21 protein-coding genes are annotated in these 21,967 nt (G+C 67.4%); 12 read left to right on the plus strand and 9 right to left on the minus strand.

Annotated elements, in window-relative coordinates; genetic code table 11:
* Positions 1-56 precede the first annotated feature (56 nt).
* From araH to CFB35_RS02745, 5 genes are all read left to right on the plus strand, one after another.
* Entirely contained in the window at positions 57-1,073 is a 1,017-nt protein-coding gene (gene araH, locus CFB35_RS02725) for an L-arabinose ABC transporter permease AraH (protein WP_059580970.1), read from the plus strand.
* 23 nt (positions 1,074-1,096) lie between these two features.
* A complete protein-coding gene (locus CFB35_RS02730) occupies positions 1,097-1,906 on the plus strand; it encodes an SDR family NAD(P)-dependent oxidoreductase (protein WP_059580973.1) in 810 nt (269 codons plus the stop codon).
* Positions 1,907-1,955: 49 nt separating this feature from the next.
* Complete coding sequence (locus tag CFB35_RS02735; protein ID WP_059580975.1) at positions 1,956-3,017, plus strand: aldose 1-epimerase; 1,062 nt, start codon at positions 1,956-1,958, stop codon at positions 3,015-3,017.
* Between the two features lie 39 nt (positions 3,018-3,056).
* Positions 3,057-3,884, plus strand: coding sequence for an orotidine-5'-phosphate decarboxylase (gene pyrF, locus CFB35_RS02740; protein WP_011544549.1), 828 nt, complete (start codon positions 3,057-3,059; stop codon positions 3,882-3,884).
* A gap of 198 nt (positions 3,885-4,082) precedes the next feature.
* Positions 4,083-5,141 (plus strand): hypothetical protein, encoded by a 1,059-nt coding sequence (locus CFB35_RS02745; protein ID WP_059580977.1) that lies wholly within the window; start codon positions 4,083-4,085, stop codon positions 5,139-5,141.
* Between the two features lie 33 nt (positions 5,142-5,174).
* Here CFB35_RS02745 and CFB35_RS02750 read toward each other — a convergent pair whose 3' ends face one another.
* Genes CFB35_RS02750 through thiL form a run of 3 tightly spaced genes read right to left on the minus strand, consistent with a single transcriptional unit; the run spans position 5,175 to position 7,240 of the window.
* Entirely contained in the window at positions 5,175-5,675 is a 501-nt protein-coding gene (locus CFB35_RS02750; RefSeq protein ID WP_059580979.1) for a CinA family protein, read from the minus strand.
* Between the two features lie 31 nt (positions 5,676-5,706).
* On the minus strand, positions 5,707-6,252 hold the full coding sequence (locus CFB35_RS02755; protein ID WP_059580990.1) for a phosphatidylglycerophosphatase A: 546 nt from the start codon (positions 6,250-6,252) through the stop codon (positions 5,707-5,709).
* Positions 6,242-7,240, minus strand: a complete 999-nt coding sequence (gene thiL / locus CFB35_RS02760; RefSeq protein WP_059580993.1) for a thiamine-phosphate kinase — start codon at positions 7,238-7,240, stop codon at positions 6,242-6,244. Before thiL ends, CFB35_RS02755 begins: the two co-directional genes overlap by 11 nt.
* 134 nt (positions 7,241-7,374) lie before the next feature.
* On the opposite strand from thiL, the gene CFB35_RS02770 reads away from it, so the two are divergent.
* The 3 genes from CFB35_RS02770 to CFB35_RS02780 all read left to right on the plus strand — a co-directional run bounded on the left by CFB35_RS02770 (position 7,375) and on the right by CFB35_RS02780 (position 11,104).
* Positions 7,375-9,717, plus strand: a complete 2,343-nt coding sequence (locus CFB35_RS02770; protein ID WP_319001459.1) for an NADP-dependent malic enzyme — start codon at positions 7,375-7,377, stop codon at positions 9,715-9,717.
* Between the two features lie 375 nt (positions 9,718-10,092).
* Entirely contained in the window at positions 10,093-10,524 is a 432-nt protein-coding gene (locus CFB35_RS02775; protein WP_060312627.1) for a ribonuclease domain-containing protein, read from the plus strand.
* A 16-nt stretch (positions 10,525-10,540) separates the two neighbouring features.
* The gene (locus CFB35_RS02780) at positions 10,541-11,104 is read left to right on the plus strand and encodes a barstar family protein (RefSeq protein WP_059581000.1); all 564 of its coding nucleotides are present in this window, start codon (positions 10,541-10,543) and stop codon (positions 11,102-11,104) included.
* 307 nt (positions 11,105-11,411) lie between these two features.
* Here the strand turns inward: CFB35_RS02780 and CFB35_RS02785 are convergent, their stop codons facing one another.
* The 3 genes from CFB35_RS02785 to speE all read right to left on the minus strand — a co-directional run bounded on the left by CFB35_RS02785 (position 11,412) and on the right by speE (position 13,559).
* Positions 11,412-12,179 (minus strand): 16S rRNA (uracil(1498)-N(3))-methyltransferase, encoded by a 768-nt coding sequence (locus CFB35_RS02785; RefSeq protein WP_059581201.1) that lies wholly within the window; start codon positions 12,177-12,179, stop codon positions 11,412-11,414.
* A gap of 17 nt (positions 12,180-12,196) precedes the next feature.
* A complete protein-coding gene (locus CFB35_RS02790) occupies positions 12,197-12,613 on the minus strand; it encodes a glyoxalase/bleomycin resistance/extradiol dioxygenase family protein (protein WP_059581002.1) in 417 nt (138 codons plus the stop codon).
* 88 nt (positions 12,614-12,701) lie between these two features.
* A complete protein-coding gene (gene speE / locus CFB35_RS02795) occupies positions 12,702-13,559 on the minus strand; it encodes a polyamine aminopropyltransferase (protein ID WP_059581005.1) in 858 nt (285 codons plus the stop codon).
* 217 nt (positions 13,560-13,776) lie between these two features.
* On the opposite strand from speE, the gene tkt reads away from it, so the two are divergent.
* Both tkt and gap read left to right on the plus strand, forming a co-directional pair.
* The gene (gene tkt, locus CFB35_RS02800) at positions 13,777-15,849 is read left to right on the plus strand and encodes a transketolase (protein ID WP_059581007.1); all 2,073 of its coding nucleotides are present in this window, start codon (positions 13,777-13,779) and stop codon (positions 15,847-15,849) included.
* An 87-nt stretch (positions 15,850-15,936) separates the two neighbouring features.
* Entirely contained in the window at positions 15,937-16,947 is a 1,011-nt protein-coding gene (gene gap, locus CFB35_RS02805; protein ID WP_059581011.1) for a type I glyceraldehyde-3-phosphate dehydrogenase, read from the plus strand.
* Positions 16,948-17,192: 245 nt separating this feature from the next.
* Here gap and CFB35_RS34080 read toward each other — a convergent pair whose 3' ends face one another.
* Together CFB35_RS34080 and CFB35_RS02810 are read right to left on the minus strand one after the other, a co-directional pair.
* Positions 17,193-17,882: a hypothetical protein gene (locus tag CFB35_RS34080; RefSeq protein ID WP_143328687.1), complete on the minus strand. Its 690-nt coding sequence runs from the start codon at positions 17,880-17,882 to the stop codon at positions 17,193-17,195.
* A 181-nt stretch (positions 17,883-18,063) separates the two neighbouring features.
* Positions 18,064-18,930, minus strand: coding sequence for a LysR family transcriptional regulator (locus CFB35_RS02810; RefSeq protein ID WP_059608822.1), 867 nt, complete (start codon positions 18,928-18,930; stop codon positions 18,064-18,066).
* Positions 18,931-19,082: 152 nt separating this feature from the next.
* On the opposite strand from CFB35_RS02810, the gene CFB35_RS02815 reads away from it, so the two are divergent.
* Both CFB35_RS02815 and CFB35_RS02820 read left to right on the plus strand, forming a co-directional pair.
* On the plus strand, positions 19,083-19,856 hold the full coding sequence (locus tag CFB35_RS02815) for an SDR family NAD(P)-dependent oxidoreductase (RefSeq protein WP_059581203.1): 774 nt from the start codon (positions 19,083-19,085) through the stop codon (positions 19,854-19,856).
* A gap of 15 nt (positions 19,857-19,871) precedes the next feature.
* On the plus strand, positions 19,872-20,930 hold the full coding sequence (locus tag CFB35_RS02820; RefSeq protein WP_089464530.1) for an L-idonate 5-dehydrogenase: 1,059 nt from the start codon (positions 19,872-19,874) through the stop codon (positions 20,928-20,930).
* Between the two features lie 240 nt (positions 20,931-21,170).
* On the opposite strand, the gene CFB35_RS02825 is transcribed toward CFB35_RS02820, so the two are convergent.
* A complete protein-coding gene (locus CFB35_RS02825; RefSeq protein ID WP_179231710.1) occupies positions 21,171-21,893 on the minus strand; it encodes a FadR/GntR family transcriptional regulator in 723 nt (240 codons plus the stop codon).
* Positions 21,894-21,967: the final 74 nt, after the last annotated feature.

The following is a 21,967-nucleotide window of genomic DNA, read 5'->3' on the forward strand; positions in this document are numbered from 1 at the left end:
AATCGAATCGAACACGCGCGGCGCGGGCCGCGCGATGCAGGAGCAGGAGACACACCATGCAAGCCAACGAAAACCTTGCCAGCGCCGCCGTGAAGCCGTCGGCCGACGCGCTGGTTCCGCAGCAGAGCGACCGCCAGAAGTGGTGGCAGCATCTGACCGAATACAGCCTGATCGCGATCTTCGCGGTGATGTTCATCACGATGTCGCTGACCGTCGATCACTTCTTCTCGATCGACAACATGCTGGGCCTCGCGCTGTCGATCTCGCAGATCGGCATGGTCGCGTGCACGATGATGTTCTGTCTCGCGTCGCGCGACTTCGACCTGTCGATCGGCTCGACCGTCGCGTTCTCCGGCGTGCTGTGCGCGATGGTGCTGAACGCGACCGACAACACGTTCGTCGCGATCGTCGCCGCGGTCGCGGCCGGCGCCGCGATCGGCTTCGTGAACGGCGCGGTGATCGCGTACCTGCGCATCAACGCGCTGATCACGACGCTCGCGACGATGGAGATCGTGCGCGGGCTCGGCTTCATCGTGTCGAAGGGGCAGGCGGTCGGCGTGTCGTCGGACACCTTCATCGCGCTCGGCGGGCTGTCGATGTTCGGCGTGTCGCTGCCGATCTGGGTCACGCTGCTGTGCTTCATCGGGTTCGGCGTGCTGCTGAACCAGACCATCTATGGCCGCAACACGCTCGCGATCGGCGGCAATCCGGAGGCGTCGCGGCTCGCGGGGATCAACGTCGAACGCACGCGCGTGTACATCTTCCTGATCCAGGGCGCGGTGACGGCGCTCGCGGGCGTGATCCTCGCGTCGCGCATCACGTCGGGCCAGCCGAACGCCGCGCAGGGCTTCGAGCTGAACGTGATTTCCGCGTGCGTGCTCGGCGGCGTGTCGCTGATGGGCGGCCGCGCGACGATCTCGGGCGTCGTGATCGGCGTGCTGATCATGGGCACCGTCGAGAACGTGATGAACCTGCTGAACATCGACGCGTTCTACCAGTACCTCGTGCGCGGCGCGATCCTGCTCGCGGCCGTGCTGCTCGACCAGTTGAAGAACCGCGGCGTACGCGACTGACCGAATCCACGGAGACGACACGCATGACCATCGACCCATCAGCGCAGGGCACGCACGCGGCGGCGAGCGACGCGCGCTATGCGCGCTACCCGAGCCTCGAGGATCGCGCGGTGCTGATCACGGGCGGCGCGACCGGCATCGGCGCGTCGTTCGTCGAGCACTTCGCCGAACAGGGCGCGCGCGTCGCGTTCGTCGACCTCGACGCGGCGGCCGGCGCCGCGCTGGCCGAACGCCTCGCGCACGTGCGCCATGCGCCGCTGTTCCTGTCCTGCGACCTGACCGACATCGACGCGCTGCGCCGGGCGATCGACGCGATCCGCGCGCGCATCGGCGCGATCGCGGTGCTCGTGAACAATGCGGCGAACGACACGCGCCATGCGATCGGCGACGTGACGCCGGCGTCGTTCGATGCCGGCATCGCGGTGAACCTGCGTCACCAGTTCTTCGCCGCGCAGGCGGTGATCGACGACATGAAGCGGCAGGGCGGCGGCTCGATCGTCAATCTCGGCTCGATCAGCTGGATGCTGAAGAACGGCGGCTATCCCGTCTACGTGATGGCGAAGGCGGCCGTGCAGGGCCTGACGCGCGGCCTCGCACGCGATCTCGGCCCGTTCGGCATCCGCGTGAATTCGCTGGTGCCCGGCTGGGTGATGACCGACAAGCAGCGCCGGCTGTGGCTCGACGACGCAGGCCGCGCGGCGATCAAGGCCGGCCAGTGCATCGACGCCGAACTGCTGCCGGCCGACCTCGCACGGATGGCGCTGTTTCTCGCGGCCGACGACAGCCGGATGATCACCGCGCAGGACGTGATCGTCGACGGCGGCTGGGCCTGATCGTTCGCACGACCTGCATCGTTTCTTCGACGAAGGAAAGGAGCTCACCATGACCGCCACGTCCTCGCGCGCATCGTCGTCCGCCAGCCAGTCGCGCCGCGCGCGCCTGGCCGCCGCCGCCCAGCCGGTCAGCCCCGGCCCGCAGACGGCCGTGTTCGCGCAGGGCGTCGGCGCCGCGCATGCGGCGGCCGTCACGCTGTCGAACGCGTCGCTGCGGCTCGACGTGCTGCCGCACCTCGGCGGCGGCATCGCGCGCTTCGACTGGCGCGGCGACAACGGCGCGCTGATGCCGGTGTTCCGCCGTTGCGAGCACCCAGAGACGGTGACGGACCCGAACGAGCTCGCGTGCTACCCGCTGCTGCCGTACTCGAACCGGATCGGCGGCGGGCGCTTCGAATGCGACGGGCGCAAGGTCGCGGTGCCGCGCAACCGCCGCGACGAGCCGCTGCCGATCCACGGCGACGGCTGGCTCGCGCCGTGGCAGGTGGACGATGCGACCGACACGTCGCTGCAACTGTCGCTCGATCGTGCGGCCGGCGCGCCGTATGCGTTCCGCGCGATCCAGTCGTTCGAACTCGACGACGCGACGCTGTCGATCGCGCTGACGATCGAGAACGCGGGCCGCGCGCGGCTGCCGTTCGGGCTCGGCGTGCATCCGTTCCTCGTGCGCGATACGGAGACCGAGCTGGCCGCGGCGGCGGGCGGCCTGTGGCTGTCGGGCGCCGATTTCCTGCCGGTGCGGCACGTCAGCGTGCCGCCGGCCTGGCAGTTCGGCGTCGCGTATCCGCTGCCGGCCACGCTCGTCAATCACGCGTTCACCGGCTGGGGCGGCCACGCGACGGTGAGCTGGCCGCGCCGCCGGCTGTCGCTGACCGTCGCGGCCGACGCCGACGCGTACGTGCTCTATACGCCGCCGGGCGAGGATTTCTTCTGCTTCGAGCCGGTCGATCATCCGATCAATGCGGTGAACCTGCCGGGCGGCGCGGCCGCGCACGGGATGACGCTGCTCGCGCCCGGCGAGCGGCTCACGCGGCGCTTCGCGTTCACCGTCGAGCGCGCCGATGCGCGCGGCAATGGCGCGACACGCGAGGCAGCGCGGCGACGCGGGTAAAATACGCGGTCTACCAACGGTTTGCCGCGAGTATCCGCCATGTCTTCCCCGCTTACTTTCATCGAATCGCTGCGCGCCGCGTGGCAGCGCACGAATTCGCTGCTGTGCGTCGGCCTCGATCCCGAGCCGTCGCGCTTTCCCGTGCAGTTCGACGGCCAGCCCGACGCGATCTTCGAATTCTGCCGGCAGATCGTCGACGCGACCGCGCCGTATGCGAGCGCGTTCAAGCCGCAGATCGCGTACTTCGCCGCGCATCGCGCGGAAGACCAGCTCGAGCGGCTGATCGCGCACATCCATCTCCAGCATCCGGGCCTGCCGGTGATCCTCGACGCGAAGCGCGGCGACATCGGCAGCACGGCCGAGCAGTACGCGCGCGAGGCGTTCGAGCGCTATCGCGCGGACGCCGTCACGGTGAACCCGTACATGGGCTACGACTCGGTCGAGCCGTACTTCGAGCATGAAGGCAAGGGCGTGATCGTGCTGTGCCGCACGTCGAACCCGGGCGGCTCGGACCTGCAGTTCCTCGATACGAACGGGCGGCCGCTGTATCAGGTCGTGGCCGATCTCGCGGCGAACAAGTGGAACGCGAGGAACGGCCAGCTCGGCCTCGTGGTCGGCGCGACGTTCCCGAAGGAAATCGAGATCGTGCGCGGGATCGTCGGCGACATGCCGCTCCTGATCCCCGGCATCGGCGCGCAGGGCGGCGACGTGCAGGCGACCGTCAACGCGGGCCGCACGGCCGACGGCACCGGGATGATGATCAACTCGTCGCGCGCGATCCTGTATGCGAGCAAGGGCGAGGATTTCGCCGAAGCCGCGGCGCTCGCCGCGCAGAAGACGCGCGACACGATCAACGCGCATCGCTGAAATACCGGCCGCCCGCTCGGGCGGCCTTCGACCGCCGCGCCCGCGTTCGCGGGCCGCGCGCCTTCATCGTGTATTCGCCGTCCTGGCGCACGCGAACAATTTTCCGTCGCTTCCGTATCGCATACGCGCAGTTTATTCGCGCGATGCTGCCGCTTGTCATCGATCCGTCACAAAAATGTCAAAGAAGGGAGCGACGCCATGCCCAAGCTGTCCCGCCGTCTTCTGAGCGCGTTCGCCGCGTCGCTGTGCATGACGTTCGCCCATGCGGCGGACCTGTCGCACTGGCCGGCCGACAGCGCGAAAGCGCTGAACGCGATGATCGCCGCGCACGCGAACCGCGGCGACTACGCGGTGTTCGACGCCGACAACACGACCTACCGCTACGACCTCGAGGAATCGCTGCTGCCGTATCTCGAGAACCACGGCGTGCTGACGCGCGACTCGCTCGACCCGTCGCTGAAGCTGATCCCGTTCAAGGATTCCGCCGACTACAAGGAATCGCTGACGAGCTACTACTACCGGTTGTGCGAGATCGACGATCTGGTCTGCTATCCGTGGATCGCGCAGGCGTTCGCCGGGCAGTCGCTCGCCAGCCTGAAGCGCCACGTCGACGCGATGCTCGCCGACGGCAAGCCGATCCCGATCCGCTACTGGCAGGGCGACAAGGTGGTCGACGGCACGGTGAATCCGCCGCGCTTCTTCCGCGGGATGCAGGAGCTGTACAACGCGCTGCGCGAGAACGGCATCGACGTCTACGTGATGACGGCCGCGCACGAGGAACTCGCGCGGCTCGTGCTGTCCGACCCGAAGTACGGCTACAACGTGAAGCCGCAGAACGTGATCGGCGTGACGACGCTGCTGCGCGACCCGGCCACCGGCGCGCTGACCACGTCGCGGCTGCAGATCAAGGCCGGCAAGTACGACGAGGCCGCGAACCGCAACCTCGTGATCACGCCGTTCCTGATGAACCCGATGACGTGGTACGAAGGCAAGCTCGGTTCGATCGTCGGCTGGATCGACCAGTGGAAGAAGCCGGTGCTCGTCGCGGGCGACACGCCGAGCTCCGACGGCTACATGCTGCTGAACGCGACCGACGTCGCGCGCGGCGGCGTGCGCGTGTGGGTCAACAAGAAGGACAAGCAGATGACGCAGATCCGCGCGTGGTCGGACGAATCGGCCGCGAAGCAGAAGGCGCTCGGCCTGCCGGTGACGGCGGACAAGAACTGGATCGTCGTGAAGCCCGACGCGATCCAATAAGCGGGCGCGGCGCGCCACGCGCGCCCGGGCCGCTCAGCCTTCGTGTTCGTCGAGCAGCTTCAGCAGCCCGCGCAGCGCATGCGCGGCCGCCTGCGTGCGGATCTGTTCGCGGTCGCCCTTGAACACGCGCGTCTCGACGTCGGTATGCAGCCGGTTGCTCCAGCCGAACGACACGGTGCCGACCGGCTTCTTCTCGCTGCCGCCGGCCGGGCCCGCGATGCCGGTGACGGACAGCGCGACCTGCGCGCGGCTGTTGCGCAGCGCGCCTTCGGCCATCGCGCGCGCGACGGGCTCGCTGACGGCGCCGTGCTTGTCGATCAGGTCGGGCGGCACGCCGATCATCTCGATCTTGGCCTGGTTCGAGTACGTGACGAAGCCGCGCTCGAACCACTGGCTGCTGCCGGAAATGTCGGTGATCGCCGTGGCGATCATCCCGCCGGTGCAGGATTCGGCGGTGGCGAGCGTGAGGTGCTCGTCACGCAGCTTGTTGCCTGCGCGGATCGCAAGCTGATGGACGACGGAATCGGTTGGCATGCGCGTCGGGAAACGGGAGTCGGGAAATCGGTCAGCCGGCGACGGAGCGCCACAGCGCGATCACGAGCAGCGTCATGAACGCGGCGACGAGGTCGTCGACCATGATGCCGAGCCCGCCTTTCAGGCGGCGGTCGAAGTAGCGGATCGGCGGCGGCTTGAGCATGTCGAAGAAGCGGAACGCGACGAACGCCCATAGCTGGCCGACGAAGGTCGCCGGCGTGACGAACAGCATCACGAGCCAGATCGCGACGATCTCGTCCCAGACGACGGCGCCCGGATCGGACACGCCGGCCTGCTTCGCGGTGAAACCGGTGATCCACGTGCCGGCCGCGAAGCCGACGGCGATCAGCGCCCACCATTCGGGCACCGTCAGGTAGCGGTTGAGCACGACGAACGTGAGCCAGCCGAACAGCGAGCCGAACGTGCCGGGCATGATCGGCGCGAGCCCGCTGCCGAAGCCGAGCGACACGATATGCGCGGGGTGCGACAGCATGAAGCGGGCCGTCACGCGTGTCGGCGCGGGCCGCGCGGCGCCGGAATCGGCCGCGGCGTGCGCGGGCGTCGGATCAGTCTGCATGGAAGTGGTCGAAGCCGTGCAACGTGAGAGCGAGGGGCGCGCCGGCGGCGTCGCGCCACGCGATGGCGGGTTGGGCCGACGGCGCGGACAACGCGCGTATTGTACCGATTCGCGTGACCGGCACGCCGGCCGCGGCGCCGGCCGCTTCGACCGCCGCGCGGGCCGCGACGGGCGCCGTGAAGCACAGTTCGTAATCGTCGCCGCCCGCCAGCGTGCAGCGGCGCTGCACGTCGGCCGGCAGCGTCGCGAGCGCGACCGAGCGCGGCACCGCGTCGGCGTCGATCTCGGCGCGCACGTTCGAGCGCGTCAGGATGTGCTGGAGGTCGCCGGCGAGGCCGTCCGACAGGTCGAGCGCCGCGTGCGCGACGCCCGCGAGCGCCAGGCCGAGCGCGACGCGCGGTTCGGGCCGCTCGAGCGCGCGCCGGAACGCGGCGGCTTCATGCGCGCCGGCGGTCCATTCGCCGCGGGCGACGCCGAGCCCCGCGCGCGCATCGCCGAGCGTGCCGGACACCCATACGTCGTCGCCGTCGCGCGCGGCATCGCGCCGCAGCGCCGCGTCGGGCGCGACTTCGCCGAACACGGTCACGCACAGGTTCAGTGGCCCGCTCGTCGTGTCGCCGCCGATCAGCTCGCAGCCGTATCGGTCGGCCAGCGCGAACAGCCCGTTGCTGAACGCTTCGAGCCACGCCGCGTCGGCGCGCGGCAGCGCGCACGCGAGCGTGAACGCGCGCGGCTCGGCGCCCATCGCCGCGAGATCCGACAAATTGACCGCGAGCGTCTTGTGGCCCAGCGCGTCGGGCGCGACATCGGGAAAGAAGTGGCGGCCTTCCACCAGCATGTCCGTCGAAATGGCCAGCAATTTCCCGGATCGGGGCGCAATCAGTGCGCAATCGTCGCCGATGCCGAGCGTCGACGCGCGGGCGCCCCGGGCGGCGCGGCGCGTGAAGAAGCGTTCGATCAGCGAAAACTCGGAGAGGGCGGCTGGCACGGCGGGCGGTCCGAAACGGTTGAAGGAACGGCATTGTACGAGGCGGGCGGCGGCGCGCCTGTACCATCCAGTTCATTTTTGTCGCGACTGTCGCACCCGAATCGCCGGTCTGGCGGCCGGTGATTGGCGCTACAATGCCGTCGAACAGTTATTCTAATCCGCCCGTCACGAGACACATGTCTACCCAAGCCTCCTCCAAAGCCAAGCTCCGCGAAGCCGCGCTCGACTATCACGAATTTCCGACCCCCGGCAAAATCGCGATCGCCCCGACCAAGCAGATGATCAACCAGCGCGACCTCGCGCTCGCGTATTCGCCGGGCGTGGCGTTCGCGTGCGAGGAGATCGTCGAGAATCCGCTGAACGCCGCGCGCTTCACCGCGCGCAGCAACCTGGTCGGCGTCGTCACGAACGGCACGGCGGTGCTCGGTCTCGGCAACATCGGCCCGCTCGCGTCGAAGCCGGTGATGGAAGGCAAGGCCGTGCTGTTCAAGAAGTTCGCGGGCATCGACGTGTTCGACATCGAGCTGAACGAGTCGGACCCGCACAAGCTCGTCGACGTGATCGCCGCGCTGGAGCCGACCTTCGGCGGGATCAACCTCGAGGACATCAAGGCGCCGGACTGCTTCATCGTCGAGCGCGAAGCGCGCAAGCGGATGAAGATTCCGGTGTTCCACGACGACCAGCACGGCACCGCGATCGTTGTGGCCGCGGCCGTCACGAACGGCCTGAAGGTCGTCAACAAGGACATCAAGAAGGTCAAGCTCGTCGCGTCCGGCGCGGGCGCGGCCGCGCTCGCGTGCCTGGACCTGCTGGTCGACATCGGGCTGCCGCTCGAGAACATCACGGTGACCGACCTGGCCGGCGTGGTCTACAAGGGCCGCACCGAGCTGATGGATCCGGACAAGGAGCGTTTCGCGCGCGAAACCGACGCCCGCACGCTCGCCGAGGTGATCGACGGCGCGGACATCTTCCTCGGCCTGTCGGCCGCCGGCGTGCTGAAGCAGGAGATGGTGAAGGGCATGGCCGAGCGCCCGCTGATCCTCGCGCTCGCGAACCCGACGCCGGAAATCCTGCCGGAACTCGCGCTCGAGGTGCGCCCGGACGCCGTGCTGGCCACCGGCCGCACCGATTACCCGAACCAGGTCAACAACGTCCTGTGCTTCCCGTTCATCTTCCGCGGCGCGCTCGACGTCGGCGCGACGACGATCACGCGCGAAATGGAGATCGCCGCCGTGAACGCGATCGCCGAGCTCGCGCAGCACGAGCAGAGCGACATCGTCGCGACCGCGTACGGCATCCAGGATCTGTCGTTCGGGCCCGAATACCTGATTCCGAAGCCGTTCGATCCGCGCCTGATCGTGAAGATCGCACCGGCCGTCGCGCAGGCCGCGATGGACGGCGGCGTCGCGACGCGCCCGATCGAGGACATGGACGCGTACAAGCAGCACCTGCAGCAGTTCGTGTACCACAGCGGCACGACGATGAAGCCGATCTTCCAGATCGCGCGCGCCGCGCCGGAAGAGAAGAAGCGCGTGGTGTTCGCGGAAGGCGAGGAAGAGCGCGTGTTGCGCGCCGTTCAGATCATCGTCGACGAAAAACTCGCGAAGCCGATCCTGATCGGCCGCCCGTCGGTGATCGAGCACCGTATCCAGCGCTACGGCCTGCGCCTGACGCCGGGCACCGATTTCACGGTCGTCAACACCGAGCACGACGAGCGCTACCGCGACTTCTGGCAGACGTACTACAAGATGATGGCGCGCAAGGGCATCAGCGAGCAGCTCGCGCGTGTCGAAATGCGCCGTCGGACGACGCTGATCGGCTCGATGCTGGTGAAGAAGGGCGAAGCGGACGGGATGATCTGCGGCACGATCAGCACCACGCACCGCCACCTGCACTTCATCGACCAGGTGATCGGCAAGCGCCCGGGCTGCAGCGTGTACGCGGCGATGAACGGCCTCGTGCTGCCGGGCCGCCAGATTTTCCTCGTCGATACGCACGTGAACGTCGATCCGACCCCGGAGGAGCTGGCCGAGATCACGATCATGGCCGCCGAAGAAGTGCGCCGCTTCGGCATCGAACCGAAGGTCGCGCTGGTGTCGCACTCGAATTTCGGCACGAGCAACGCACCTTCGGCGAAGAAGATGCGCGATACGCTCGCGATCCTGCAGGAAACCGCGCCGGAGCTGAAGGTGGACGGCGAAATGCACGGCGACGTGGCGCTCGACGCGGCGCTGCGCAAGGAGATCCTGCCGGAATCGACGCTGGAAGGCGAAGCGAACCTGCTGATCCTGCCGAACATCGACGCCGCGAACATCGCGTACAACCTGCTGAAGACGGCCGCCGGCAACAACATCGCGATCGGGCCGATCCTGCTGGGCGCCGCGCAGCCGGTGCACGTGCTGACCGAATCGGCGACCGTTCGTCGCATCGTCAACATGGCGGCGCTGCTGGTGGCCGACGTCAACGCCGCGCGCTGAGCCGACACGAACGCGCGGCGCCGGTCGAACCGGGGCCGCGCGCCGGGCGAAATTGTAAACAAAGGCAAAAAGAGGCGTGCCCGCAAGGGGCACGCCGCGGGCAGGGCGCAACCGCGCTTCCCATAAGCAACAGCAGCATCTTTCCACTCCGGGTAGCGAGTGTGGCAAGGAGGCAGGTCTTGCCATACGAAAGATGCCGCACGCATTTTATCCTATGTAAGATAAATGTAGTGCAATTTCGGTAAAAAATGCGGAATTCGGGGCGTCGCGTGGCTTTCGATTCCCAAACGGACATTGATTCGCGCGGCCAATAACGCTACGCTAACGCCTTTGTTGGTCGTCAACTACTTGATTTAACAGCGGGAACCCTGGTTCATGGCACGCAAGTGGCTCCGCAACGGCGCGCTCGCGTCCGTCTTCGCGATGTTCGCGATGGGTATCGTCGGCACGCCGACGGGCAGTCTGGTTTCCGCCGCTTACGCACGGGAGGCCGTTCCGGCCGACGTGGCCGCCAGCGGGCTCGATACGATCCCGACTGCCAGTCTTCCGCGCGAGGCCGTGACCACGCTGGGCCTGATCAGCGCCGGCGGCCCCTATCCGTACGAGAAAGACGGCGTCGTGTTCGGCAACCGCGAGCGGATCCTGCCGAAGGCGAAGCGCGGCTACTACCATGAGTACACGGTGCCGACGCCGCGTGCGCGCAATCGCGGCGCGCGCCGGATCGTCTGTGGCGGGCCGTTGCGCCGGATCGACAACTGTTATTACACGGGCGACCACTACAACAGTTTTAAACGTATTGTTGAATGACTTCGGGACGAATGGCATGAGCGACTCCATCTACGCGCACGATACGGCGGCGGCGGATCTGTTCGCGGCCGGCGACGGCAATCTGTTTCAGCGTGTGATTCAGCTGCACGCGGCGGCGCAGGCCGGTGGCACGCCGGAGCAACAGGAAGCCGAGCCCGGGCTTTCATCGAACGAGGAGCCTATGAGCCTTTTCACGACCGTGCGACCCAATCTCGTGCAGTCGATCCGCGCGTTCCGCGTGCAGGATCTCGCCGACGAAGCCGGTCGGCTCGGCCAGCATTTCCTGTATGCGTATTGCGGCGCCGCGCAGTCGAAGCAGGAAGTGATGGAAACGATCGCGACCTCGTTCCTGTTTCCGAAGCATTTCGGGAAGAACTACGACGCGCTGTACGATTGCCTCACCGATCTCGTCGCGAAGGCCGGCGCGCAGCCTGGTTTCGTGATCGTCCTCGAAGGGTTGCCGATCGCGCAGAAATTCGACAAGGAAGGGCGCGAAACGCTGCTCGACGTGTTCCGCGAGGCGGCCGAGTTCTGGGCCGAGCGCAAGGTCGCGTTCCGCGTGTTCTACTCGTTCGCGTAAGCGCGTCGGCGGGCCGGCACGCCGCGTTGTCGCAGCTTCCGGTCGTTGTTCGCCGCCGGCACCGGAATCCGGTGCGCAGCGTCTCGAAAACCCGCCATTGCGCGGGTTTTTGTGCATCTGGCGACTGAATCGGCGAGTGCGCCGTACGCCCGATGGGCGTACTTCACGTCATTGCAGCGATGCCGGCGACGAGCATGCGCTTGCACGGATCGTCTCGTACACGACAACGCAATTCATCGCCGCGGAATGAACCTGAGACGATCCGCGCGTTGAAGTCGAGCCGGAGCGAATCGCTCGCGGTCGCCGATCACCACCCGCCCCAGCGTGCCGCCAGCGCCGCGAGCACGGCCGCGCCGGCCGTCTCGGTACGCAGCACGCGCGGCCCGAGCGACAACGCGGTGAACCCGCGTGCGCGGGCCGCATTTTCCTCGTCCGGCGACAGCCCGCCCTCCGGGCCGATCAGCAGCGTGACGGCGCCCGCGGGCGGCGCGTCGGGCAGCGACGCGAACGGGATGCTCGCGCGCGGCGACAGCAGCAGCCGCAGTTCGCCGTCGGCCGGCGCGGCCGGCAGCGCGTCGAGCCATGCGTGGAAGCCGGCCACCGGCGCGACGTCGGGCACGCGGTTGCGTCCGCACTGTTCGCACGACGCGCGCACGACGCCGCGCCAGTGCGCGACGCGCTTGTCCGCCCGTTCGCCGGCGAGCTTCACGACGCCGCGCGCGGTCGACAGCGGCACGACCGCCGCGACGCCGAGCTCGACGGCTTTCTCGATCACCCAGTCCATCTTGTCGCCGCCGGCGATGCCCTGCGCGAGCGTCACGCGATACGGCGGCTCGGCCTCGGCGGGCTCGAACGTATCGACCTGCACGAGCGCGCCGCGCTTGTCGACCTCGACGAGCCGCGCGCGGTACTGGCCGCCCGTGCCGTCGAACAGCGCGAGCGCGTCGCCGGGCTGCAGGCGCAGCACCTGCACGTGGCGCGCGACGTCGGCCGGCAATGCGAGCGGGGCATCGGCGCGCGGCGCGGCGTCGACGAAAAAGCGCGGCACGGCCGCGGTGGTGGTGGCTTCATTCATGCGTGTGGCGGTTTCGGTCATGCGTCGAGACGGCACCCGAGCGCCCAGCGGTAGCCGTCGAGATCCTCGATCTGCGCGAACCGGTCGCCCCAGAACTGATCCTGCGGCGCGCTCAGCGATTTCGCGCCCGCGTCGAGCGCGCGCTGCCAGGTGGCGTCGACGTCGTCGACATACAGATAGAACGATTGCGGCGCGGTGGCGTTCGCGCGCTTCGGCGTGAGCGCGGGCGAGCCGAACGCGCCCTCGGGCGCGAACATCACGATCAACTGGCCGCGATAGGCCATCTCGACGTGCATGATCGCGCCGTCCTCGTCGTGCACGTCGCGTACCGTGAAGCCGAATGCGGCCTGGAAGAACTCGATGGCCGCGCGCGCGTTGCGCACGGTCAGGTAGGGCGTCAACCAAGGCACGTTGGCCGGACGTGGATCGGTCATGAAGATCTCCTGTTGCACGGTATCGGCGCCGCGGCGCCTGCGCCGGTCTCATGCTGGAACGACGGAACGTTGCGCGGCGTGCCGAGGTTCAGCGGCGAACGCCCAGTGTATCGCGCAGCGCGCGGGGCAGGGCAAAGAGGGACGCATGCAGCCGCGCATCGTAGTAGCGCAAGCCGTCGACGCGGCGGGCCGCGAGCCGTTCGTCCACGTCGTGCGCGAACAGCGCGGCCGCATCGAGCGTGTCGCTCGCGATCGCCATCAGCCACTGCGAGCCGTACAGCGGCACGTGCGCCGACAGTGGGTCGACGACCGCGAAGCTCGCGCGCAGATCGTCGAGCAGCGCGGCGATGCGCGCGGCATGGAACACCGGCGAGCCGAGATGCATCGAGATCGCGCCGCAGCGCGTGAGGATTCGCTTGAGCCGCGCGTAGAACGCACGCGTATAGAGGCCGGCCGCCGGCGAATCGGGCGGCGTGAGGTCGAACACCACGAGATCGAAATGTTCGACCGTCGAATCGACGAAGTGCGCGGCGTCGCCGATCACGACCTCGACGCGCGGGTCGTCGAGCGCGCCCTGGTGCACGTCGTCGAGATAGCGGCGCGCCATCCCGACCACCTCGTGGTCGAGCTCGGCGATCACGATCCGTTCGATGCACGCGTGCTTGAGCAACTGGCGCGCCGCGCCGCCGTCGCCGCCGCCGAGCACGAGCGCTTTCTTCGGCGCCGGATGCGCGAGCGCGGCCGGGTGCGTCATGCACTCGTGATACACGTACTCGTCGCCGACCGACGTCATCGGCCGGCCGTCCAGCGTGAACAGGCGGCCGAGTTGCGGCGTTTCCCACACTTCGATGCGCTGGTGCGGCGACGCCACGTGCGCGAGCCGGCGCGCGTTCGGGAAGCCGTAGGCGGCGTTGGGCGTGGGATGGAAGAGAAGGGTCGTGCTCACGGGTGGGGCCGCGGGAGGCGGGCAGTTCCGACGCCTGAATTATAGGAGGCGGGCGGTTTGGCGGAAAACCGTGCCGGAACACGACGCGCCGACAAGGGAAATGCCGGCCCATCTGTTAAAATGACGAGCTTTGCAGCCCCGTCCGTTGGCTCCGTCCGCTTCGCGTCCGTCAGGCGCCGCACCGCGCGCCGGGAACGATTGACGCTCGAGCTTCCGGATGCCGCCGTGCCCCCGTTTCCTCGACTCGTTCTCCGGACTCGACATGACGACTTCGTCTCCCGCCTCCACCACCTTGATGGCCAACGCGATCCGTGCGCTCGCGATGGACGCCGTCCAGCAAGCGAACTCCGGTCACCCGGGCATGCCGATGGGCATGGCCGAAATCGGCGTCGCGCTCTGGTCGCGCCATCTGAAGCACAATCCGGCGAACCCGCACTGGGCCGACCGCGACCGTTTCGTGCTGTCGAACGGCCATGGCTCGATGCTGCTGTACTCGCTGCTGCACCTGACCGGCTACGACCTGCCGATCGAAGAGCTGAAGAACTTCCGCCAACTGCACTCGAAGACGCCGGGCCACCCGGAATACGGGATCACGCCGGGCGTCGAGACGACCACCGGCCCGCTCGGCCAGGGTCTCGCGAACGCGGTCGGCATGGCGCTCGGCGAAGCGCTGATGGCCGACGAGTTCAACCGTGACGGCGCGAAGATCGTCGATCACCACACGTACGTGTTCCTCGGCGACGGCTGCCTGATGGAAGGCATCTCGCACGAAGCCTGCTCGCTCGCGGGCACGCTGAAGCTGAACAAGCTGATCGCGCTGTACGACGACAACGGCATCTCGATCGACGGCGACGTCGTGAACTGGTTCCACGACGACACGCCGAAGCGCTTCGAAGCGTACGGCTGGAACGTGATCCCGAACGTGAACGGCCACGACGTCGACGCGGTCGACGCGGCCATCGCGAAGGCGAAGTTGTCGGACAAGCCGACGCTGATCTGCTGCAAGACGGTGATCGGCAAGGGCGCGGCGACCAAGGCCGGCGGCCACGACGTGCACGGCGCGGCGCTCGGCGCGGAAGAAATCGCGAAGACGCGCGAAGCGCTCGGCTGGAAGTGGGAGCCGTTCGTGATTCCTCAGGAAGTCTATGCGGCCTGGGACGCGAAGGAAGCCGGCAAGCGGGCCGAGTCCGAATGGGACGCGACGTTCGCGGCCTATCGCGCGAAGTTCCCGGCGGAAGCGGCCGAATTCGAGCGCCGGATGGCGAACAAGCTGCCGGCCGACTGGGCCGAGAAGGCCGCGGCGATCATCGCCGGCGCGAACGAGCGCGCCGAGACGGTCGCGACCCGCAAGGCGTCGCAGCAGGCGATCGAAGGCCTCGCCGCCGCGCTGCCCGAGCTGCTCGGCGGCTCGGCCGATCTGACCGGCTCGAACCTGACCAACTGGAAGGCGTCGAAGGCGGTGCGCGCGAATCCGGAAGGCGCGGGCGTGCTGCTCGGCAACCACATCAACTACGGCGTGCGCGAATTCGGCATGAGCGCCGCGATCAACGGCCTCGCGCTGCACGGCGGCCACAAGCCGTTCGGCGGCACGTTCCTGACGTTCTCCGACTACAGCCGCAACGCGCTGCGCGTGGCCGCGCTGATGAAGGTGCCGTCGATCTTCGTGTTCACGCACGATTCGATCGGCCTCGGCGAAGACGGCCCGACGCACCAGTCGATCGAGCACGTGTCGAGCCTGCGCCTGATCCCGAACCACGACGTGTGGCGTCCTGCCGACACGGTCGAGACGGCCGTCGCGTGGACCCACGCGGTCGCCGCCGATCGTCCGTCGAGCCTGATCTTCAGCCGTCAGAACCTTGCGTTCAACCCGCGTACCGATGCGCAGATCGCGAACATCGAGAAGGGCGGCTACGTGCTGAAGGACTGGGACGAGGAAATCGTCGCGCGCAAGATCATCCTGATCGCGACGGGCTCGGAAGTCGAACTCGCGATGAAGGCCGTCGAGCCGCTCGCGCAACAGGGCATCGCGGCCCGCGTCGTGTCGATGCCGTCGACCAACGTGTTCGATCGCCAGGACGCCGAATACCGCGAACGCGTGCTGCCGCACGGCGTGCGCCGCGTCGCGATCGAAGCGGGCGTGACGAGCTTCTGGCACAAGTACGTCGGCCTCGAGGGCGGCGTCGTCGGGATCGACACGTTCGGCGAATCGGCGCCGGCCGGCGTGCTGTTCAAGTACTTCGGTTTCACCGTCGAGCACGTCGTCGAGACCGTGAAGGCCGTGCTGGCCTGAAAGCATACGCGACGCGCGCCACCCGTTGCGCGCGTCGCACCGTGAAGCTGCACGAAACGAATTTTTTCAGCCATCAGGAGATAGACCATGACGATTCGCGTCGCAATCAACGGCTACGGCCGTATCGGCCGCAACACGCTGCGCGCGTTCTATGAAAACGGCAAGAAGCACGATCTCGAGATCGTCGCGATCAACGACCTGGGCGATGCGAAGACCAACGCGCACCTGACCCAGTACGACACCGCGCACGGCAAGTTCCCGGGCGACGTGTCGGTCGACGGCGACTACCTCGTCGTGAACGGCGACAAGATCCGCGTGCTCGCGAACCGCAACCCGGCCGAACTGCCGTGGGGCGAGCTGGGTGTCGACGTCGTGATGGAATGCACGGGCTTCTTCACGACGAAGGAAAAGGCGAGCGCGCACCTGAAGGGCGGCGCGAAGAAGGTAATCATCTCGGCGCCGGGCGGCAAGGACGTCGACGCGACGATCGTCTACGGCGTGAACCACGACGTGCTGAAGGCCGAGCACACGGTCATCTCGAACGCATCGTGCACGACGAACTGCCTCGCGCCGCTCGTCAAGCCGCTGAACGACAAGATCGGCCTCGAAACCGGCCTGATGACGACGATCCACGCGTACACGAACGACCAGGTGCTGACGGACGTCTATCACGAAGACCTGCGCCGCGCGCGTTCGGCCACGCACAGCCAGATCCCGACGAAGACGGGTGCCGCATCGGCCGTCGGCCTCGTGCTGCCGGAACTGAACGGCAAGCTCGACGGCTACGCGATCCGCGTCCCGACGATCAATGTGTCGATCGTCGACCTGTCGTTCATCGCGAAGCGCGACACGACGGTCGAGGAAGTCAACGCGATCATGAAGGAAGCATCGGAAGGCGCGCTGAAGGGCATCCTCGGCTACAACGACGCACCGCTGGTGTCGATCGACTTCAACCACAACCCGGCTTCGTCGACGTTCGACGCGACGCTGACCAAGGTGTCGGGCCGTCTCGTGAAGGTGTCGAGCTGGTACGACAACGAGTGGGGTTTCTCGAACCGCATGCTCGATACGGCTGTCGCATTCGCGAACGCGAAGTAATCGTGCACGTCGCGCGGCCGCCGCAAGGCGGCCGGCGTGGCGAACGAACCCGGCCCGGGGTTTCCCGGCCGGGTTTTTTATTGCCCGGCGTAACCTCTCGGAGAGCATGGGGCTGGTCGTCCGCGTTCGGTCAAAAATTGATGGTGGTCGCCTAGAAGAACGAACATTTGACGCCAAGGTGACCGGCGGACAGAAACGGGGCGTAGGTCTGCCGATAATCATCGGCATCGGTTGACAGCTAAGCGTTAGATAGCGTCCTTGTCTCCATTTTCCGAGACGTTATGCTTGCGCGAGTTTTGTACGATTCGTTGAATTAGTGAATTGAAACCAATTACCAGTTGCCCCAAGCTGTGATTGTGAATGGTTATGGACTTTGAATAGTCGTTTCGATGGGCATGGATAGCAAGTACTGTCGGAACGTCGGCGCCCCATGCGCGTGCTTCGGGCAGTAGATAGCTGTGCTTATACGAATTCGATAACTCTATGAGGATCTCGGCGATTTCTTCATTCGGTCGAATGTACTCACGGATAATTTCAGCGCCAAACGCGGTCGGCCTGCCGGAACGAAATAGCATCCCATATCCGTCGACCTCAATGCGCCGAGTTCTCGCTATTTCTTCTGATCGGGATCTGCAGTAAAGCGACATCACAAGATCGTCGATTACTCGGCGCATGGACAGGAGCACCGCTTCGACCGTGAAAAAGTATTTGAATATTTCCTTGGCTTGATAGGCATCGGTTGCCGCGTCAACTAACATGGCCAGATGTCGGAGGCGATTCTCGATTTCGACTGCAACCAGCACGCCGTTGATTAAGCCAGGGATGCTAGGGGGATGAGGAAGTTGGAACGTACTGTACTGTTTAACTAAATACGGTAACTCGGATTCGGAACCTGAGTAAAAATTTCGCTCTCTGATGTTTTCGTTGGTTGCCATGTTAGACCTATGCTTTTTCGAGTGAGATCGCCGTACCGATACCGAATGAAGTTCATATGCACCGTGGCCGTTTTCGTGCGTAGGCGACACTTGTGCTTACTTGGACGATTGACGTGCATCGGTGCGCGACATCTACGGAAATTTGAGCACGCTCTTTTTCTGGCCGAGAATCCGCCGTCACCTACCCGATCGCATCGACGAACGCGCGCTTGAGCGGGCTGTCGAGATCCGTCCACGCGAGCCCGATGCCGCTGCGGTGGCCGGCCAGGTCGAGCGGCCGCGCGAGCACGTTCGGCGGCAGCGCGCTGGCCGCTTCCGCCGGGATCAGCCCGATCCCCATCCCGGCCGCGACGAGCGCGAGCATCGTCGTGAATTCCCCGAACTCCTGCGCAATGTCGAGCGTCGTGCCCGCGCGGCTCAATGCGAGCAGCATCTCGTCGTGAAAGCCGGGCGCGTAGCGGCGCGCGAGCACGAACGTGGGCTCGCCGCGCAGCGCGGCCGGTGAAATCGCATCGTGCGCGGCCAGCGGATGGTCGAGCGGCAGCGCGACGACGAAGCCTTCCTCGAGCACCACGCGCGTGTCGATGCCCGCGTAGGCGGCCGGCAGCCGGATCATCCCGAAATCGATCCGGCGCTCGCGCAGCGCGGCGATCTGGTCGGGCGTCGGCATGTCCTTCAGCTCGAGCGCGATCAACGGATAGCGCTCGCGCATCGTGCGCAGCACGGCCGGCAACAGCGCCGGCAAGACCGACGACACGAACGCGATCCGCAGCGTGCCGATTTCGCCGCGGCTCGACCGCCGCGCGATCTGTTCCGCGCGCGCGGCCTGCTGCAGCGTCGCCCGCGCTTCGGGCAGGAACACGCGCCCGGTGTCGCTCAATTCGACCTTGTGCCGGTCGCGCTCGAACAGGCGCGCGCCGAGTTCCGCCTCGAGCGCCTTGATCTGCATGCTCAGCGCGGGCTGCACGATGCACAGGCGCTGCGCGGCGCGCCCGAAATGCAGCTCTTCCGCGAGCGTGACGAAGGCGCGCAATTGCTTGAGTTCCATTGGGGCGGCGGGTGCGAGAAGGCGGTAATCAGTTTTCATGATAACCGGATCAAAAAAGACCATTGGCGCGGACCCGGCCGGCGGCCGAAGATACCGTCGATGCGAGACCGGCCGCGATGGGCAGCCGGCTCGACCGGCACGAGGAGACATCCATGGCTAACGCGCTTGACCGGTTCCGCCTCGACGGCCGCCGCGCGCTGATTACCGGTTCCGGCCGCGGGATCGGGCTGACGCTCGCCCGCGGGCTCGCGGAAGCCGGCGCGGCGATCGTCATCAACGATCGCAATGAAGAGAAGGCGGCGACGCTCGCGCGCCAGTTCCGCGACGAAGGCTTCGCGGCCGACCATGCGGTGTTCGACGTGGCCGAGCACGCGCAGGTACGCGCGGCGATCGACGACTTCGAGGCGCGCGTCGGCGCGATCGACATCCTCGTGAACAACGCGGGCATCCAGCGCCGTGCGCCGCTCGACGCATTCGACCCGGACGACTGGCATGCGCTGATGCGCGTGAATCTCGACGGCGTGTTCAACGTCGCGCAGGCGGTCGCGCGGCACATGATCGCGCGCGGTCGCGGCAAGATCATCAACATCTGCTCGGTGCAGAGCGAGCTTGCGCGGCCGACGATCGCGCCGTATGCGGCGACCAAGGGCGCGGTGCGAATGCTGACCAAAGGAATGTGCGCCGACTGGGCGCGCCACGGCATCCAGGCGAACGGCCTCGCGCCCGGCTATTTCGAAACCGAGCTGAATCGCGCGCTGGTCGACGACGCGGCGTTTTCCGACTGGCTGTGCAAGCGCACGCCGGCCGGCCGCTGGGGGCAGGTCGACGAGCTGTGCGGCGCGGCGATCTTCCTCGCGTCGGCCGCGTCCGATTTCGTGAACGGCCAGACGTTGTTCGTCGACGGCGGCCTGACCAGCGCCGTCTAACGAGGAGAGCGTGTCATGCGTATGCGTTGCATGTGTGTCGTGATTCACGGGCCGAACGACCTGCGGGTCGAGGAGCAGGGCGCCGGCGAGATCGGCCCGGGCCAGGTGCGCGTCGACGTCGCGATGGGTGGCATCTGCGGCTCCGACCTGCATTACTTCCGGCATGGCGGCTTCGGCGCGATCCGGTTGCAGCAGCCGATGGTGCTCGGCCACGAGGTCGCCGGCACCGTCGCGGAGGTGGCTCCGGACGTGACGTCGGTGAAAGTCGGCGATCGCGTCGCGGTCAACCCGAGCCGGCCGTGCGGCGCCTGCCGCTACTGTCTCGAAGGGCTGCCGAACCAGTGTCTCGACATGCGCTTCTACGGCAGCGCGATGCGGATGCCGCACGTGCAGGGTGCGTTCCGCAATGCGCTCGTGTGCGACGCGGTGCAGTGCGTGAAGGTCGCCGATCACGTGCCGCTGTCGCTCGCGGCGCTCGCCGAGCCGTTCGCGGTCGGCCTGCATGCGGTGTCGCGCGCGGGCCCGCTGATCGGCAAGCGCGTGCTCGTGTCGGGTTGCGGGCCGATCGGCGTGCTGGCGGTCGCGGCGGCGCGCGTGCACGGCGCCGCGGAGATCGTCGCGACCGATGTCGTCGACGCGCCGCTCGCGGTGGCGAGCGCGCTCGGCGCGGACCGCACGATCAACGCGGCGGCCGATGCCGGTTGGGTCGAGCGCTACGGCGCCGACAAGGGCACGTTCGACGTGATGATCGAATGTTCGGGCAATGCGCGCGCGCTGCGCGACGGGCTGGACGTGATGCGGCCGCGCGGCGTCGTCGTGCAGCTCGGGCTCGGCGGCGACGTGAGCCTGCCGCAGAACGTGGTGGTCGCGAAGGAGCTGTCGATCTGCGGCTCGTTCCGCTTTCACGCGGAATTCGCGCTGGCGGTGCAACTGATCAACGCGGGGCGCGTCGACCTGCGGCCGGCCGTCACGCGCGTGTTCCCGATGCGCGATGCGAACCTCGCATTCGAACTGGCCGGCGATCGCCAGCGTGCGATGAAGGTGCTGATCGATTTCGCGAACGAGGCCGCGTGACGGGGCAGCGTTAGCGCGCGACGGCAGCAGCGCCCTTGGCAAAAAGGCACGCCCGCGATGCGCGGTGCGTGCCTTTTTGTCGTGCGGTGGAAACGGACTGCCGGATTGCCGGCCCGCCGCATCACTGCGTGACCCGCCGCGTGCCGCAGCGTCGCGGCGCGCGCGTTCATCGACCGCATGCTGGCGCATCGCGATCGGTCAGAGCGGTGACCGGTACGGCCGCGCGGCGGCGCGGAAGGATTACGCGCCGGGTGTCGGGAAGAAGACGCCCGCGCGCTGTGCGGCGTTCGCGATGTGCGTTTCGATCGCGGTGCCGGCGGCGGCCGCGTCGCGCGCGATCAGCGCGTCGACGATCGCGCGGTGCTCGTGCCACGTCGACAGCAGCAGCTCGCGCCGGTAGAACGGCATGCGCTGGCTTTCCTTCATGATGTCCGCGCTGCTGCGCAGGATCGACTCGATCGCCGCGTTGCCGGCCAGATGGATGATCCGCATGTGGAAGTCGAAGTCGAGCCGCGATGCCTCGTCGAGCGCGCTGTCGGTCAGCGCGACGTGCAGGTCCGCGAGGTTGTCCTCGAACCATGCGATGTCTGCGTCGCTGACGACGTGCGCGGCCATCCGCGCGGCGAAGCCTTCGAGCGCATAGCGCATCTGGTAGGTGTCGGGCGGCGACGACTGCTCGGCGAATTGCCACGGATGCGCGGCCGACGCCTGCGCGCTTTCGACGTACACGCCCTTGCCCGCGCGGATGCGCAGCATCCCGAGCGCCTCGAGCGTCGACAGCGCCTCGCGCAGCGACGCGCGGCTGATCTCCAGCTCCTCGGAGAGCTGGCGCTGGGCCGGCAGCAGGCTGCCGACCGGATACACGCCTGCCTCGATCCGGTCGCGGATCGTCGCGATGGCGGCGTCGGTCACGGTATGCGGAACATTTCTCATGATGTGAACGATGGCCGGTCTGACCGGCATTGTAATCCGCACGCAGGCGGTGCACGCGGCCGTACGGGAAAGCCACGATCCGCCTCCTTTCGGGCCCCGGAAGC

Origin of the sequence: Burkholderia sp. AU16482 (genome assembly GCF_002223285.1) — a bacterium.
Lineage (GTDB): Bacteria > Pseudomonadota > Gammaproteobacteria > Burkholderiales > Burkholderiaceae > Burkholderia > Burkholderia semiarida.

Coding starts and splice junctions, on each gene's coding strand:
- CFB35_RS02825 (WP_179231710.1), bottom strand. CDS start 21,893: ATGCCGGTCAGACCGGCCATCGTTCACATCATGAGAAATGTTCCGCAT.
- CFB35_RS02780 (WP_059581000.1), top strand. CDS start 10,541: ATGAGCGACTCCATCTACGCGCACGATACGGCGGCGGCGGATCTGTTC.
- CFB35_RS02775 (WP_060312627.1), top strand. CDS start 10,093: ATGGCACGCAAGTGGCTCCGCAACGGCGCGCTCGCGTCCGTCTTCGCG.
- CFB35_RS02730 (WP_059580973.1), top strand. CDS start 1,097: ATGACCATCGACCCATCAGCGCAGGGCACGCACGCGGCGGCGAGCGAC.
- CFB35_RS02810 (WP_059608822.1), bottom strand. CDS start 18,930: ATGGAACTCAAGCAATTGCGCGCCTTCGTCACGCTCGCGGAAGAGCTG.
- CFB35_RS02820 (WP_089464530.1), top strand. CDS start 19,872: ATGCGTATGCGTTGCATGTGTGTCGTGATTCACGGGCCGAACGACCTG.
- CFB35_RS02745 (WP_059580977.1), top strand. CDS start 4,083: ATGCCCAAGCTGTCCCGCCGTCTTCTGAGCGCGTTCGCCGCGTCGCTG.
- pyrF (WP_011544549.1), top strand. CDS start 3,057: ATGTCTTCCCCGCTTACTTTCATCGAATCGCTGCGCGCCGCGTGGCAG.
- CFB35_RS02785 (WP_059581201.1), bottom strand. CDS start 12,179: ATGAATGAAGCCACCACCACCGCGGCCGTGCCGCGCTTTTTCGTCGAC.
- tkt (WP_059581007.1), top strand. CDS start 13,777: ATGCCGCCGTGCCCCCGTTTCCTCGACTCGTTCTCCGGACTCGACATG.
- CFB35_RS02735 (WP_059580975.1), top strand. CDS start 1,956: ATGACCGCCACGTCCTCGCGCGCATCGTCGTCCGCCAGCCAGTCGCGC.
- CFB35_RS02750 (WP_059580979.1), bottom strand. CDS start 5,675: ATGCCAACCGATTCCGTCGTCCATCAGCTTGCGATCCGCGCAGGCAAC.
- CFB35_RS02770 (WP_319001459.1), top strand. CDS start 7,375: ATGCCGTCGAACAGTTATTCTAATCCGCCCGTCACGAGACACATGTCT.
- CFB35_RS02815 (WP_059581203.1), top strand. CDS start 19,083: ATGGCTAACGCGCTTGACCGGTTCCGCCTCGACGGCCGCCGCGCGCTG.
- CFB35_RS34080 (WP_143328687.1), bottom strand. CDS start 17,882: ATGGCAACCAACGAAAACATCAGAGAGCGAAATTTTTACTCAGGTTCC.
- gap (WP_059581011.1), top strand. CDS start 15,937: ATGACGATTCGCGTCGCAATCAACGGCTACGGCCGTATCGGCCGCAAC.
- CFB35_RS02755 (WP_059580990.1), bottom strand. CDS start 6,252: ATGCAGACTGATCCGACGCCCGCGCACGCCGCGGCCGATTCCGGCGCC.
- CFB35_RS02790 (WP_059581002.1), bottom strand. CDS start 12,613: ATGACCGATCCACGTCCGGCCAACGTGCCTTGGTTGACGCCCTACCTG.
- araH (WP_059580970.1), top strand. CDS start 57: ATGCAAGCCAACGAAAACCTTGCCAGCGCCGCCGTGAAGCCGTCGGCC.